This window comes from Microbacterium sp. MYb66 (assembly GCF_002979435.1).
In the GTDB taxonomy this organism is placed as follows: Bacteria; Actinomycetota; Actinomycetes; order Actinomycetales; family Microbacteriaceae; genus Microbacterium.
In genome coordinates, this window is the sequence record NZ_PCOV01000007.1 from 51942 (window position 1) to 66259 (window position 14318).

Below are 14318 nucleotides of genomic sequence, written 5' to 3' on the forward strand. Positions count from 1 at the left end.
CATGAGCGCATGACGACCTCCTCCGACACCGCCCTGCTCGTGATCGACGCGCAGGAGTCCTTCCGGCAGCGTTCCGCCGACTGGGCGGCGACCGCGAACCCCGCAGTGCTCGACAACATCGCGCTCCTCGTCGCGCATGCCCGCGACGTCGGCGATCCGGTCGTGTGGATCACCCACTCCGAGCCGGGGAGCAGGGGAGTGTTCGACCCGGAGTCGGGCTTCGTGCGCGTGATCGACGAACTCGACCCGCGGCAGACCGAGGCCGCCGTCACGAAGACCACGATCAACGCCTTCACCTCGACCGATCTCGACGAACGGCTGCGCGAGGCCGGTGTCCGCCGCGTCGTGATCTGCGGCATCCGCACCGAGCAGTGCTGCGAGACGACGGCGCGCGTGGCCGCGGACCTCGGCTACACGGTCGAGTTCGTCACGGACGCCACCACGACGTCGGGCATCCCGGCGGAGGGTGCGCTCGCCGCCGTCTCCGGTGCGGACATCATGCGCCGCACCGAGAGCATCCTCTCCGCCCGCGGTTTCGCGACGATCACGCAGACCGGGCGGAGGGTCGGCGCGCCGGCCGCCTGATCGCGCCGCCCTCCCGTCGGGGCGGATGCCGGAGACGGGTGCGAGGGTCTCAGTGCTCCGGGTCGGCTTCGGGCATCCCGGGGCCGGCGCCGGGGCGGACCGGAGCATCTGGGGCGATGTCGATGCGCGTGTTGCCGTCGTGCTCGCTGACCTCGATGCGGGGCGCGGCGTCGGCCTCCGTGGCATCCGGTGCGGCGGTCAGCTGATCGTGACGCTTCTCGGCGCTCGTCATCTCGTCGGCGTTCGTCATCTCCTCGGCGGGCGTGCGATCTGGGGTGGTCATGGCTCTCTCCTTCTTGTCTTCGACGGGATCGCCGTCGGGCCGGTTCTCGTCATCTGCGGGACCGTCGCCGGGGTGGCCGTCGCGCTTCTCGGCGTACTTGCGTCCCCACCGTGCGAGCACGTACAGGACGCCGCCGACCGCCAGCAGGATCGCTCCGAAGAGCCAGACCACCGGCCGCTGCTGGGTGAGCAGCAGGATGCACGACGCGACGCCGAGCACCGGGACGAACGTCCACACGCGGAAGTGGTCGTGCTCGACGTGGTCGCGGCGCAGCACCAGGACGGACACGTTCACGCTGAGGAAGACGACGAGGAGCAGCAGCACCACCGTCTCCGCGAGGGTGGCCAGGTCGCCGACGAGCGTGAGGCCCATCGCGACGAGAGTGGTGGTGAGGATCGCCACCCACGGCGTCTTCCGCTTCGGGAGCACGCGTCCGAGAGCGGCGGGAAGCAGTCCCTGCTCGGCCATGCCGTAGGTCAGACGGCTGACCATGATCATGGTCAGCAGGGCCCCGTTCGCGACGGCGATGAGGGCGATGAGGCTGAACAGCCATGACGGGATGCTGACCCCGGTGGCCTCGACGACCGCGAGCAGCGGACCGCTCGACTCCTGCAGTTCTGCGGCTGGCAGCGCGATCGAGCTGGCCAGCCCCACCAGGACGTAGACGGCTCCGGCGGTGAAGAGCGCTCCGAAGAGGGCGCGCGGGTATGTGCGGCGCGGATCCTTGACCTCTTCGATCATGTTCGCCGACGTTTCGAAGCCGACGAAGGAGTAGTACGCGATCACCGCGCCGGACAGCACGGCGACGGCGACGCTGGTGCCCTCCGGCACCTCGGTGACGCGGGAGACGTCGCCGCCCCCGCCGCCGACGAACACCGCGACGACGACGATGACGATCACGAGGCCGCTGAGCTCGATCGCCGTCATCACGAGGTTCGCCCCCATCGACTCGCGGATGCCGCGGGCGTTCAGGAGGCCGACGATGGCGAGGAAGACGATGGCGACGGGGATCGTCGGCAGGTCGATGAAGGTGCTCAGATAGTCGCCGGAGAAGGCGATGGCGAGCCCGGCGGCGCTGGTCACTCCGGCCGCGAGCATGCTGAAGCCCACCAGGAACGAGATCAGCGGGCTGTGGAACGCGCGCTCGGCGAAGACTGCGGCTCCTCCGGCCCTGGGGTACTTGGTGACGAGCTCCGCATAGGAGCCGGCGGTGAGCAGGGCGAGCAACAGGGCCAGGAGCAGCGGCGCCCAGAGCATTCCGCCGACCTTCGCGGAGAGCACGCCCATCAGCGCGTAGATGCCCGCGCCGAGCACGTCGCCCAGGATGAAGGCGAACAGCAGCGGGCCGGTGATCGCCCTCCGCAGCCGGGTCGGATTCTCGGCGCGGGGCGCGGTCTCGGTCGTCATCCCTGCAGAATACGGAGCAGTCGAGGGGGTGGCGACGGGGTTGACACCGACGTGCGGCGTGGGTCGTGCACCGGGTCGAGCATTGCCCGGCGACGGCATCCGTGATTTGATCCGGAGCATCGTGAGCACGCACACCGTCTTCAACCAGGTCCCGCCGCGCGTCGACGTCGACGAGTACGGGGCGAACGTCGCGCTGATCGAGGCCGTGCGGCTCCAGGGGGCCGGGTGGGCGGCCGAGTCGCTGCACGGCGTCGGGCGCCGCGTCGGATCGGCCGGCTTCCAGGACGACGCCCGGCGGGCGAACCGGAACGAACCCGTCCTGCGGACGCACGACCGCTGGGGTGAGCGCGTCGACGAGGTCGAGTACGACCCCGCTTACCATCGCGTGATCGCCGCGGCCGTCGGCGACGGTGCCCACACGGCCGCGTTCGCGGACCCGCGCCCCGGTGCGAGCGCGGCCAGAGCCGCCACGTTCATGCTCTACGCGCAGATCGAGCCGGGGCATGCGTGTCCGATGTCGATGACGCACTCCGCCGTGCCCGTGATCGCGCAGCATCCGCAGCTCGCGGAGGAGTGGATGCCGCGGCTGCTGTCTCGCGCCTATGATCCGGAACTGCGCCCGGGGAAGCCCGGCGCGCTGTTCGGCATGGCGATGACCGAGAAGCAGGGCGGCTCCGACGTGCGGGCGAACACCACGACTGCCGCGCCGCTCGGCGGAGGGCGGTACGCACTGACGGGGCACAAGTGGTTCTGCTCGGCGCCGATGTCGGATGCGTTCCTCGTGCTCGCGCAGGCCCCGGGCGGGCTGTCGTGCTTCCTGATGCCGCGTCTGCTCGAGGACGGGACGCGCAATGCGCTCCGGTTCCAGCGGCTCAAGGAGAAGCTGGGCAACCGCTCCAACGCGTCGAGCGAGGTGGAGTACGAGCAGGCGGAGGCGACGCTCGTGGGCGAGGAGGGGCGCGGGGTGCGCACCATCATCGACATGGTGACCCGTACGAGGCTCGACTCGATGCTCGGCTCGCTCGCCGGAATGCGGCAGGGCGTGGCCGAAGCCGGCTGGCATGTCCGTCATCGCGCGGCCTTCGGGCGCACGCTGATCGATCAGCCCGCCATGACGGCGGTGATCGCCGACCTGCAGCTCGAGGTCGAGGCGGGCACCGCGGTCGCGCTGCGGCTGGCGCGCGCCTACGACGATGACGCGTCCGCGCAGGAGGCGGCCTTCCGTCGACTCGCGACGGCGGTCATGAAGTACTGGGTGTGCAAGCGCGCTCCGGGCCATGCTGCCGAGGCGCTGGAGTGCCTCGGCGGCAACGGCGTCACCACCGACTGGCCGCTCGAGATGCGGTACCGCGAGCAGCCCGTGATGGCGATCTGGGAGGGCTCGGGAAACGTGATCGCGCTCGACGTGCTGCGGGCGATGGCCCGCGAGCCGGAGTCGCTGGAGGCGTTCGATGCCGAGGTCTCGTCCGTTCGCGGGGCGGATCCGCGCTTCGATGCGCATCTGGAGCGCACGAGGGCGCTGGTCGCGGAGGTCGCCGCAGACCCGGCGCCGGATGCCTCGGCGCGGCGGCTCGTCGAGGCGCTCGCCCTGACGCTGTCGGCGGCCCAGCTGCTGCGGACCGCCCCCTCGGAGGTGGCCGAGGGGTTCATCGCCGCCCGCCTCGACGGCGTCGCCGGACTGTTCGGTGCGCTCCCGAGAGGCCTCGACATCGCCGCGATCGCCGCACGCGCCTAGGTTCAGCTGATTCACAGAAATCCCGCGCGGCATCCTGATATTCCGCTCTGCCCAGCGATAGCGTCGGTGCCGCACGAGGGGTGCGCCGGCTGGAGTGAGCGGGCAAGCGGGTGGCTCCCCTCTCTCGAATCCCAACGAATAAGGGGTCTCTCATGACCGGTACGGCACGCAAGGCGCTCGCAGAGGCGATCGCCACCTTCCTCTTCGTCCTCGCGATCATCGCAGCGGTGAACAGCGGCAGCCCGCTGACGCCCCTCGCGATCGGCTTCACCCTGATGGTGCTCGTGTACTCGACGGGTCACATCTCGGGCGCCCACCTCAACCCGGCCGTCTCGGTCGGTGTCTTCCTGCGCGGCGGCCTCAGTGTCGTCGACTTCATCGCCTACCTCATCGCCCAGTTCGTCGGTGGCGCGGTGGCCGCACTCGTCGCGCTCGCCGTGTGGCCCGCCGGCGACAAGGCCATGGTCATCGAGGTCGGCCCGGCATTCCTCGTCGAGGCGCTCTTCACGCTCATCCTCGTCTGGGTCGTGCTCAACAGCGCCACCTCGAAGGACACCGCAGGAAACTCCTTCTACGGCCTCGCGATCGGTGCGACCGTGTTCGTCGGTGCGGCCACCGTCGGCTCGATCTCGGGCGGCGGCTTCAACCCCGCCGTGGCGCTGGGCCTCTCGGTCAGCGGCCACTTCGCATGGAGCTCGCTGTGGCTCTACATCGTCGCCCCGGTCGTCGGCGGCGTGATCGCCGCGATCCTGTTCCGCGTGCTCAATGCGGACGACGCCAAGAAGATCGCCGCAGCCGAGTAACGCTGCCGCCTTCTCGAAGCGCCGCATCCTCCCCGGAGGGTGCGGCGCTTCTGCGTCGGCATCCGGCGACCGTCGTCCGAATCCGTCGTGCGGGGGATGCCCGACACCGTGCGGCTCCGTAGCGTGGAGTCATGCTGATCGTCGAGGAACTCCATCTGCTGCTCCTGCGGTCCGACGGACGTGTCGAGAGCGCCGCGAGCGTGCACCGGCTGTACGGCGAGATCGCGGCCGTGATCGTCGACCTCGCCCTGCACGGCCGGGTGACGGTGACCGCGGAGAAGAACCCCGCGGTGCAGGTCATCTCCGCGGAGCCGACGGGTCATCCGGTGCTCGATGCGTCGTTGACCCGGCTCGCCCCGCTCAGCGGCAAGCGCCTGCAGTCGCTGCTGATGCGCTCGAAGCTCGACCCGCTCGACGATGTCGTCGCCTCGCTCGTCGGTCAGGGCGTTCTCGTGCGCGGGGAGCGCGGCTTCTTCGGGCTGGGCGCCGAGCGCACGCCGGAGGCCGACCCCGGACCCGAGGCGCTGCTGCGCTCGCGCCTGGCCGCGGTGCTCGCGGGGACGACGCCGCCGACCTCAGCGGACCTCACGCTCCTGTCCGTGCTGCAGGGGCTGAACGCGGCCCACGCGATCCTGCGTGAGGAGTCGAACGGCGCCTCGTCCGGTCAGCTCAAGAAGCGGATCGAGCAGCTGACCGCCGGCTCGCCCGCGGGAGACGCCGTCGCGAAGGCCGTGAACGCCGCCGTGGCTGCGGCCCTCATGGTCGCCATGACCCCGGTGTTCGTCGCCGCGACCGTCGGCTGAGCTCGGAGGCTCCCGCGTCGGCGGTGGTGAGCACGATCTTCCCGGTCGCCTGGTCGGAGATCATGCGGCCAGCCTAGGGGCCGCGGGAGGGTCGGGGTCAGCCGACCGGCACGGACGCCGTCGGCGCTTCGTCCACGGCCACGGGACCGACGTCCTTGGCCCGCGCGGCCGCCACGACCATGATCACCAGGGCGACGGCGGTGAGGATCGCGCCCATCCAGATCGGCGAGGTGTAGCCGAGCCCGGCGGAGATGCCGACCCCTCCGGCCCAGGCGCCGAGGGCGTTGCCGACGTTGAACGCACCGATGTTGGCGCCGGAGGCGAGGGTGGGCGCCCCGCCGGCGTAGTGCATGACCCGGCTCTGCAGCCCCGGCACGGTGCCGAATCCGAAGCCGCCCATGAGGAACAGGGCGATGATCGTGGCGATGCCCGACTGCGCCGATACGGCGAACAGGGCGAGGACGACCACGAGCGCTGCGATGAACACGATCAGCGTGCGGTCGACGGCGCGGTCGGCCAGGCGTCCGCCGAGCCAGTTGCCCAGCACGAGACCGGCTCCGAACAGCACCAGCAGCCACGGCACGGCCGAGGAGGCGAAGCCGCTCACCTCGGTCAGTGTGTAGGCGATGTAGGTGAAGGCCCCGAACATCCCGCCGAACGCGAGGATCGTGACGACCAGCGAGAACCACACCTGACCCGAGCGGAACGCGGCGAGCTCGGTGCGGAGGCTGACGTGCTCCGACGGCCGGGGGAGTCGGGGCACGAGTGCCGCGATGCCGATGAACGCCAGCACGCCGATGCCGGAGATCGCCCAGAAGGTCGAGCGCCAGCCCAGTTCCTGACCGAGGAAGGTGCCGAACGGCACGCCGAAGACGTTCGCCGCCGTGAGTCCGGTGAACATGATCGCGATGGCCCCGGCCTTCTTCTCCGGGGAGACGAGACCTGCGGCGACGACGGATCCGATGCCGAAGAAGGCGCCGTGGCAGAGGGCGGCGATGATGCGGCCGAGCATGGCGACGCCGTAGTCCTCGGCGAGGGCGGTCAGCACGTTGCCGATGATGAAGAGCACGATCAGCCCCAGCAGCACGGGCTTGCGGGGGAGCCGTGTGGCCGCGGCGGTGAGGAGGAGCGCGCCGACGACCACGGCCAGCGCGTAACCGGAGATGAGCCAGCCGGCGGCGGACTCGGTGACCCCGAAGTCGCTGGCGACCTCGGGGAGCAGGCCCATGATGACGAACTCGGTGAGTCCGATGCCGAACGCCCCGATGGCGAGGGCGATCAGTCCTAGAGGCATGACGATTCTCCTGGTACATTGAGGGGGATACTTGCAGACGCGGCATATTGCGCGTCGAAAGACAATGATTGCACGCGCAAGTATCCAGCGCAAGCAACTATCTCGGAGGATGACCATGGGTATCGGCGACGACGCGGTCGAGGTGCGCGCGCAGGGGTGGCGGACGCTCGCCGCGCTGCACGGCCTGATCGAGTCCGCGCTCGAGCGCAGCCTCGGCGAATCCATCGGACTGTCCGTGGTCGAGTACACCGTGCTCGACGCTCTCGACCGGCAGGACGGGTGGCACATGCGCATGCAGCAGCTCGCGCGCGCCGCGGCCCTGAGCCCGAGCGCCACGACCCGCCTGGTGAACCGCCTGGAAGACCGCGGGCTCCTCACCCGCATCCTCTGCGCGGACGACCGCCGCGGCATCTACACCGAGCTCACCCCCGCGGGTCGAGAACTCTACGAGCGCGCCCGCCCGATCCACGACGCCGCCCTCGAGCAGGTGCTGGAGGATGCGGCCGCGCAGCCCGAGCTGGCTCCGGTGGTCGACGCGCTGCACGGCGTCGCCCTGCCCGCGCTCGCCGCGGGGTGAACCGGTCGGGGTCCGACCCGACGAGTGCGGGAGACTGAGGGAGATGAACGACACGATCCCGTCCGACCGCGAAGCTCCGCTCCGCCGCACGCTCCTCGTCGGCTCGGGCAAGCTCGCCGCTCGCCTCGCGCCGCGACTTCTCGAGCGCGGGGGCGAGGTCATCGCGTTGCGGCGCAGCGACGGTGCGCTGCCGCCGGGGGTGGTCGGACTGCGTGCGGACCTGTCCCTCCCGCTGTCGACCCCGCTACCCGCGGTCGACGCGATGCTCGTCACCCTGCCGCCCGGTGACACCTCGAGCGCATACCGCACCGCATTGACGAATCTCGCGGAGGCTCTGCCCGCCGTTCCCGCCCGGACCGTGTTCGTGTCGTCGACGGGGGTGTTCGAGGGAGTGGACGCCGCGCATCCGCTCACCGAGCAGGACGAGCCGGTGCCGGCGACCGAGCGATCCCGCGGACTGTACGACGGCGAGAGGGCGGCGATCGAGCTGTTCGACGCCGTGGTCGTGCGCCCTGCGGGGATCTACGGCCCCAGTCGGGAGTTCCTGTTGCGGAAGGTGCGCGAGGGTTCGCCGGTGAACCACCGGCGGCGGACGAATCGCATCCATGAGGCGGATCTGGTGCGGGCGCTCGACCTGCTGCTGCGCATGGATGAGCCGCCCCGACTCGTGCATGCCGTCGATGCGGCACCGGCCCCCCTCGGAGACGTCGTCGGGTACATCGCGCGGACCCTCGACGTGAGCGCACCGCCCGACGATCCCTCGGCTTCCCCGAGCGGGCTCGTCTACGACGGGTCCCTGCTCCACTCCCTGCTGGGGAGCCTCGACCACCCCACGTACGAGACCGGGTACGCGGAGATGATCGCCGGATCCGCGGGGCGGGGCCCAGGGGTCTGAAAGCTCCCCGCGGCGCGGGTCAGCGGCGTCGGCGGAGCGCGGCGGACACGACCGCGACGATCGTGCCGACGACGACGCCGATGGTGGTCTCGACGGCCCGGTCGCGCAGCAGGACGTCGGCGGGGATGGGGGCGGCCAGCCCGACCATGAGCAGAGCCAGCGGGGTGACGAAGACCATCGCGATCCCGTAGTTGCGACCCACGAACATCTCGGCGGACGCCTGCAGCAGAACCGCGACCCCGATGATCGCCAGCGGCGGCAGGTCGAGGGCGAGGATGCCGGCGGCGACGAGGATTCCCAGCAGCGTGCCCACGAGTCGCTGCACGCCCCGGATCACGCGCGCCGTCACGTGGGCTCCGCTCACGGCGGCCACGGCTCCCACGGCCGCCCAGTACCAGTGCGATTCCATGATGAGCAGACCCGCGATCCCTGCGGCGACGGTCGCGATGCCGACGGTGATCGACATCTCCCACGCGGTCGCCTCCACCGGGCGGAGGCTCTTGCGCGGGGTCTCCGCCTGTGCCCGGGTGAAGAGGGTGACGGTCGTCGTGATTGCCAGGCCGAACAGCACGCTCGCCCCGCCGACGAGCAGCACGGAACCGAAAGCGGATGCCGTCGCCGGGATGGTCGCGCAGGCGCCGACTGCGAACACCGGGAACAGCGGCCCGGGTGGATGCCACTGCATCGAGTAGGCGAGCAGGGTCACGGCCGACGCGATGACCGCGACGACGAGGACGCTGACGGCGGCAGGCGCGGACACCACCGAGAGTGCCGTGCCGATGAGCATCGCGAGGAGGAGGATGCCGCCCGCGCTCGCCTGCATCCGGATGCGGTCGCGGAACACGTCGTGGCGCCCGTACAGGGCGGCGAAGGCGCCGAAGCTGGCGTAGATGCTCAGGTCGAGACGGCCCAGCATCCACAGGACGAGGAGCGGCACCGCCACGCTGACCGCGGCGCGCAAGGCCACCCGGTGGTCGCCGCGATGCGGTTCGACGCGCAGGACGCCGGTCCACACTCGACCCCGGGAATCCGCCACCGATCCAGCCTACGTCGGACACCGACTCCTTCGTCGCGGGTCGGTCGATGCACTCTCCGGCACGGCTCCCCGCGTCTCAGCGCCGACTCCGGCCCTTCCACATCGCCCGCAGCGCCTCGGCCGCCCGCGACGAGGCGTCTCCGAGCGGGTTGTCGGTGACCATGTAGGTCCAGGTGGCCGAGGGGCGACGAGCCCGGCCGGCGTCGAGGGCGGCCTGGATGTCGAGGTCGCCGTCCTGGCGGAGCGCCTCGCCGGCGGCGGCGTACGCGCGGTCGAAGAAGCCGTCGAACTCCTTCAGCGCGATCGTGTGGAACTCGTCGAGCGGGTTCTGGCCGCCGAGCGCACGAAGATGGATCCCGTCCCGTGTGGCCTGCAGCAGGCCCAGGTGCTCGGTCCACTGGTCGTCGAGGTGCATCAGCAGCACCTCGCGGATGCCGTCGATGGCCGCGGCATCCGGGGAGTGTCCTCCGAGATCGCCGATCCGCTCGCGCACCGCATCGTCCGAGGCATCAGCCGCTCGCGCTCGAACAGCACGGTGTCGCGCTGCCTGCGGATGGCGCGGGTGTATCCCCAGGTCGAGCGGTGCAGGTCGGCGCGGATCGCCTCCGAGATGCGCTGGGCGGTCTCGGTGATGACGTGCCTGCGCGCGTCGTCGAGACGTGACGGGTCCTCGACCTGCTCGCGGATCGTGCGCGTCGCGTTGTTCAGCACCAGCTCGTCCGTGACGCTGCTGAAGCGGATCGCGGATCCGGGGTCTCCCTGGCGGCCGGCGCGACCGCGCAGCTGCGCATCCAGTCGGCGCGACGGATACATGCCGACCTGGATGACGGCGAGCCCGCCGCGTGCGGCCACCGCGTCATGAGCGGCCCCGTCGACGCCGCCGAGCACGATGTCGGTGCCGCGACCGGACATCTGCGTGGAGATGGTGAGGGCGCCGAGCTCTCCGGCCCGGGCGACGGTGTGCGCTTCGTCGCGGTCGTTCTTGGCGTTCAGCACGCGCGCCTCGATGCCGCGTCCGCCGAGGAGATCGGCCATCCGCTCGGATTCCGCGATGCTCTGGGTGCCCACGAGGATCGGCTGGCCGGTGCGGTGCCGGCGCTCGACCTCGTCGACGGCTGCGGCGGCCGCGGCCTCCGGCGTGGCGAGCACGACGTCGTCCTCGTCTGTCCGGCGCAGCGGGAGCCGACGCTCCACGCGACCGGAGCGGAGGCTGTAGAACTCGGTCAGCTCTTCGGCGACGGCGATCACGGTGCCGCTCATGCCGGTCAGCAGGTCGTAGCCGAGGAGCAGGTCCTGCACAGTGAGCGAGTCGAGGATGATGCCCGCCCCGCTGGCGGTGAGCCCCTCCTTGGCCTCGACGGCCGCGTGCAGCCCGTCCGGCCACCGCTGCCCGGGGGCGATCCGGCCCCGGCTGGTGTTCACGAGACGGAGTCGACCGTCCTCCACGACGTAGTCGACGTCACGGCGCATGAGGACGTCGGCGTGGAGCGCCAGGTTGAGACGCGTGAAGGTCGGGATGTTCTCGTCGGCGAAGAGGTTGACACCTCCGAGACGCGCCTCCAGAAGATCGAGTCCCGCGTCGGTGAAGGAGACCGTCGCACCGTCGTGGTCGACCTCGTAGTGGGTTCCCGCTTCGAGTCCGGTGACCAGTTCCGCCGCTTCGGCGGTGTCGTCGCCGGACGCGGGGGTCGTGCCGGCGAGGACGAGCGGCACCATCGCCTCGTCGATCATCACGGCATCCGCCTCGTCGACGATCGCGACGTCGCGCGCCGGAGCCACTCGCTCCGTCGGACTCAGCCGGAACCGGTCACGGAGCACGTCGTAGCCGACCTCGCTGACGCTGACGTACGTGACCTGTGCACGGTAGGCCGCGCGACGCTCCTTCGACGTGTGGGGCTGCGCGACGGCCGCGGACGAGATGCCGAGCGCCGAATACAGCGGCCCCATCCATTCGGCGTCGCGGGCGGCGAGGTAGTCGTTGACCGAGATGACGTGCACGCTTCGGCCGAGGAGCGCGAACGCCGCGGCGGCGAGGGCCCCGGCGAGCGTCTTCCCCTCGCCCGTGTCCATCTCGACCGCAGAGCCGTCCAGCATCGCGGCCGCCGCGAGGTACTGCTCGCGGAACGGCTCGGTCCCCAGGCCCCGCTGTGCGGCCTCCCCGGCGAGGGCGAGCACCTCCGCGTGCGGGGAGTCGGATGCGGTCGTCTGTGCACGCTCCCGCAACTGCTCCGCGGTGAGGCCCTGCAGCGCTTCACGCCTCTCGAGCGCGGCATCCACCACGGTGCTCTGGCGCGCGACCGAGGCCGCGCCGGGAAGGCCGAGGACTCGCCTCACCCATTCCGGTGTCTTCATGTCTTCCCCCTCGACGGGTCGGTCACCCCCGCCTCGTCGATCCGATCCCGCCGCACCCGGGAGCTTAGGCGGTGAACATGGGCGCGACCGGGGTGGTGGGTTGCAGTCGTCCCACTCTCCCTCCAGACTGGCGACGTCCGAGTCTCTCGACGAAGGAAGCGATGCCCGTGCCCCGTCCGCCTCACGTCGTCGTCGTCGGCGGTGGCATCCTCGGCGCTTCGACCGCCGCGCACCTGATCCGCGCCGGGGCGCGTGTGACGATGCTGGCCGCCGCGACGTTCGCCGATGGAGCATCCGGGCGTTCGCTGTCCTGGCTCAACTCCTCGGGCGAACGCTCCCGCGACTACCACTACCTGCGCCTGCTGGGCCTCGACCGGTATCGCACCTGGAGTGCGCGGCATCCCGACAGCGCCCGATTCCTCCGTTTCGACGGCGCGCTGAAGTGGGCGCGACCGGGGCAGAGCCTGCGAGAGACCTTCGACCGTGAGCGTTCGCGCGGCTACGACGCCGTCTGGCTCGACCGTGACGCGGTCGCGGCGCGACTGCCGGACGTGCGGTCGGAGGCGGTCCCCGACGAGGGCGCGATCTTCAACCCGGGGGAGGGGTGGGTCGATCTGCCGCACCTGATCCCCGGTCTCGTGGCCGAGGCCGTCGCGGGCGGGGCGCGCATCCTGGAGCACACGGGATCGGTCGACGTCGTGGTCGACGACGCCCGGGTTCGCGGCGTGCGCTTCGCGGACGGACAGCGGATCGATGCGGATCGGGTCGTGCTCGCGACGGGGGCCGGGGCTCCCGCGCAGCTGGCCGCGCTCGGCGTCGCCGTGCCGGATGCGACGGTTCCCGCGTGCATCGTCGTCACGGAGCCGCTGCCCGCCCCTGTTCGCACCGTGCTGAACACGCCGCGCGTCGCCGTCCGCCCGATGCCCGACGGAGGCGTGTCGCTCGACGCGGGATGGGCGGAGCGCTCGATCGTGGTCGGCGCGGACGGCACGCTCACGGCGCCCGCGGAGACGATCGACGGACTGCTCGCCGAGGCGGCGGAGGTGCTCGCCGGACAGCCGTCCCTGACGGTGCGACGCATCGGCGTCGGTCCGAAGCCGATCCCGGGCGACGGCGAGCCCGTCGTCGGCGCGGTGGATGCGGTGCCCGGCCTGTCCGTCCTGTTCACGCACTCCGGCGCGACGCTCGGCCTCATCCTCGGAGAACTGGTCGCCGAGGAGCTCGTCACGGGGAACCCGTCGCCGGTGCTGACGCCCTATCGGATCGAGCGCTTCTCGACGGGCATCGTCGCGGCCGGGGCAGACAGCGCGGCCTGGACGCCGGTCTCCACCCGCTGACGCCGGTCGGATTCACGCGGGGTCCCGCCGATCCCGCGTGCCCCGACGCATCTCGACGCGCACTCCCGTTCCTCGATCGCGACTATTGACACCGTTCCCAATCTGCGCAAGAGTACTGACGTGGGAACGTTCCACATTTAGTCATCACGACGATCCACCGCAGAGAAAGCGATATCGATGAGCGACCTGATCCCGGTTCCCGACGACTTCGAGGCATGCGTGCAGCACGCCATCGACCAGGACGGCAAGGCGCGTTCCCTGGTCGAGCAGGCGGTGGAGCGGGGCGTCGAGCGCGTCTACCTCGTCGGCTGCGGCGGATCGCACTTCGGCACCTACCCCGCGTTCGACCTGCTCGACCGCTACGCACCCGGCATCGTCTCGCAGCGCATCACCAGCGCCGAGCTGACCTCGCGGGCGCCGATCGGGCTCGACGAAAAGGCGCTCGTCGTCGCCGCATCGCACTCGGGCAACACCCCCGAGACCGTCGCCGCGGCGGAGTTCGCGAAGGTGCGCGGCGCCCTCGTCGCCGGCATCTCGCGTCAGGGTGACAACGGTCTCTCCCGCATCGGCGACGTGCACCTCGACTACCCGGACACGATCTCGATCACCGAGCCGAAGCTCGTGCACAACGAGCAGATCGCCGCCGCGCTGCTGGACGCCTACGGTGCGCCCGAGAAGGCTGCCGAGCTGCGGGCCGGCATCCCGGCCCTCCCAGGCGCGCTGCGTGCGGTGAAGGACGAGGTCGCCGAGGCAGGCGAGCGGGTCGCCGACCTCCTCGCCGCCGCCGATGCGCCGCTGAGCTACATCGTCGGAGGCGGGCCGGCCTACGGCATGGCGAAGATGATGGCGTGGTGCTACTTCCAGGAGATGAGCTGGATGAACTCCGCCGCTCTCAACGCCGGCGACTTCTTCCACGGCCCGCTGGAGATGGTGCTCGAGGACACCACGGTCGTCACGCTCGTGGCCGAGGACGCGAGCCGCGAGCTCGGCGAGCGCGTCGTCCGCTTCGCCGAGAAGCAGACCCGCAACTCCGCCGCGGTCGACACCGCGAAGTTCTCGCTGCCCGGCATCCCCGCCGACTCGCGCCCCGACCTGAGCGTGATCGCGCTGATGAGCGCGGAGCGCCGTGTGCTCGATCACGTGGCGGCGCGCCGGGGGCACGACACGTCCCAGCGCCGCTACATGTACAAGATCGCCTACTGAGCGGCGGG

At 71.1% G+C, this 14318-nt stretch carries 12 protein-coding genes and 1 pseudogene; 8 read left to right on the forward strand and 5 right to left on the reverse strand.

The annotated features are described in order from the left end of the window. Positions 1-9 precede the first annotated feature (9 nt). Positions 10-585 carry a cysteine hydrolase family protein gene (locus CQ045_RS14070; RefSeq protein WP_105724765.1) on the forward strand — a complete coding sequence of 192 codons (576 nt, stop codon included), beginning with the start codon at positions 10-12 and terminating at the stop codon, positions 583-585. Positions 586-952: 367 nt separating this feature from the next. Here the strand turns inward: CQ045_RS14070 and CQ045_RS14075 are convergent. Then, positions 953-2275 (reverse strand): annotated as a pseudogene (locus CQ045_RS14075) (APC family permease); the annotation flags it as partial. A 121-nt stretch (positions 2276-2396) separates the two neighbouring features. Here CQ045_RS14075 and CQ045_RS14080 point away from each other — a divergent pair. From CQ045_RS14080 to CQ045_RS14090, 3 genes are all read left to right on the forward strand, one after another. Continuing rightward, positions 2397-4010 (forward strand): acyl-CoA dehydrogenase family protein, encoded by a 1614-nt coding sequence (locus tag CQ045_RS14080; protein ID WP_258131075.1) that lies wholly within the window; start codon positions 2397-2399, stop codon positions 4008-4010. Positions 4011-4162: 152 nt separating this feature from the next. Next, on the forward strand, positions 4163-4813 hold the full coding sequence (locus CQ045_RS14085) for an MIP/aquaporin family protein (RefSeq protein WP_105724767.1): 651 nt from the start codon (positions 4163-4165) through the stop codon (positions 4811-4813). 131 nt (positions 4814-4944) lie between these two features. After that, positions 4945-5616, forward strand: a complete 672-nt coding sequence (locus CQ045_RS14090) for a GPP34 family phosphoprotein (RefSeq protein WP_105724769.1) — start codon at positions 4945-4947, stop codon at positions 5614-5616. Between the two features lie 97 nt (positions 5617-5713). Here the strand turns inward: CQ045_RS14090 and CQ045_RS14095 are convergent, their stop codons facing one another. Then, positions 5714-6910, reverse strand: coding sequence for an MFS transporter (locus CQ045_RS14095; protein WP_105724771.1), 1197 nt, complete (start codon positions 6908-6910; stop codon positions 5714-5716). 115 nt (positions 6911-7025) lie between these two features. On the opposite strand from CQ045_RS14095, the gene CQ045_RS14100 reads away from it, so the two are divergent. After that, positions 7026-7487: a MarR family winged helix-turn-helix transcriptional regulator gene (locus CQ045_RS14100; RefSeq protein ID WP_105724773.1), complete on the forward strand. Its 462-nt coding sequence runs from the start codon at positions 7026-7028 to the stop codon at positions 7485-7487. A 43-nt stretch (positions 7488-7530) separates the two neighbouring features. Further along, positions 7531-8382: a sugar nucleotide-binding protein gene (locus tag CQ045_RS14105; protein WP_105724775.1), complete on the forward strand. Its 852-nt coding sequence runs from the start codon at positions 7531-7533 to the stop codon at positions 8380-8382. A 19-nt stretch (positions 8383-8401) separates the two neighbouring features. Here CQ045_RS14105 and CQ045_RS14110 read toward each other — a convergent pair whose 3' ends face one another. The 3 genes from CQ045_RS14110 to CQ045_RS14120 form a co-directional block, all read right to left on the reverse strand. After that, positions 8402-9418 carry an FUSC family protein gene (locus tag CQ045_RS14110; protein ID WP_181156572.1) on the reverse strand — a complete coding sequence of 339 codons (1017 nt, stop codon included), beginning with the start codon at positions 9416-9418 and terminating at the stop codon, positions 8402-8404. 76 nt (positions 9419-9494) lie between these two features. Continuing rightward, entirely contained in the window at positions 9495-9911 is a 417-nt protein-coding gene (locus tag CQ045_RS14115) for a hypothetical protein (RefSeq protein ID WP_105724780.1), read from the reverse strand. After that, a complete protein-coding gene (locus CQ045_RS14120; RefSeq protein ID WP_105724782.1) occupies positions 9833-11770 on the reverse strand; it encodes an accessory Sec system translocase SecA2 in 1938 nt (645 codons plus the stop codon). The genes CQ045_RS14115 and CQ045_RS14120 overlap by 79 nt, the downstream gene beginning before the upstream one ends. Before the next feature lie 167 nt (positions 11771-11937). Between CQ045_RS14120 and CQ045_RS14125 the strand changes: the two genes are divergently transcribed. Both CQ045_RS14125 and CQ045_RS14130 read left to right on the forward strand, forming a co-directional pair. Continuing rightward, on the forward strand, positions 11938-13107 hold the full coding sequence (locus tag CQ045_RS14125; protein ID WP_258131076.1) for an FAD-binding oxidoreductase: 1170 nt from the start codon (positions 11938-11940) through the stop codon (positions 13105-13107). Positions 13108-13284: 177 nt separating this feature from the next. After that, on the forward strand, positions 13285-14310 hold the full coding sequence (locus CQ045_RS14130; RefSeq protein ID WP_105724786.1) for an SIS domain-containing protein: 1026 nt from the start codon (positions 13285-13287) through the stop codon (positions 14308-14310). The last annotated feature ends 8 nt before the right edge of the window (positions 14311-14318 follow it).

What these genes read in the sequence shown, in the direction of transcription:
- CQ045_RS14120 (WP_105724782.1), bottom strand. Translation starts at nt 11,770, where the DNA reads ATGAAGACACCGGAATGGGTGAGGCGAGTCCTCGGCCTTCCCGGCGCG.
- CQ045_RS14095 (WP_105724771.1), bottom strand. Translation starts at nt 6,910, where the DNA reads ATGCCTCTAGGACTGATCGCCCTCGCCATCGGGGCGTTCGGCATCGGA.
- CQ045_RS14100 (WP_105724773.1), top strand. Translation starts at nt 7,026, where the DNA reads ATGGGTATCGGCGACGACGCGGTCGAGGTGCGCGCGCAGGGGTGGCGG.
- CQ045_RS14130 (WP_105724786.1), top strand. Translation starts at nt 13,285, where the DNA reads ATGAGCGACCTGATCCCGGTTCCCGACGACTTCGAGGCATGCGTGCAG.
- CQ045_RS14085 (WP_105724767.1), top strand. Translation starts at nt 4,163, where the DNA reads ATGACCGGTACGGCACGCAAGGCGCTCGCAGAGGCGATCGCCACCTTC.
- CQ045_RS14070 (WP_105724765.1), top strand. Translation starts at nt 10, where the DNA reads ATGACGACCTCCTCCGACACCGCCCTGCTCGTGATCGACGCGCAGGAG.
- CQ045_RS14105 (WP_105724775.1), top strand. Translation starts at nt 7,531, where the DNA reads ATGAACGACACGATCCCGTCCGACCGCGAAGCTCCGCTCCGCCGCACG.
- CQ045_RS14090 (WP_105724769.1), top strand. Translation starts at nt 4,945, where the DNA reads ATGCTGATCGTCGAGGAACTCCATCTGCTGCTCCTGCGGTCCGACGGA.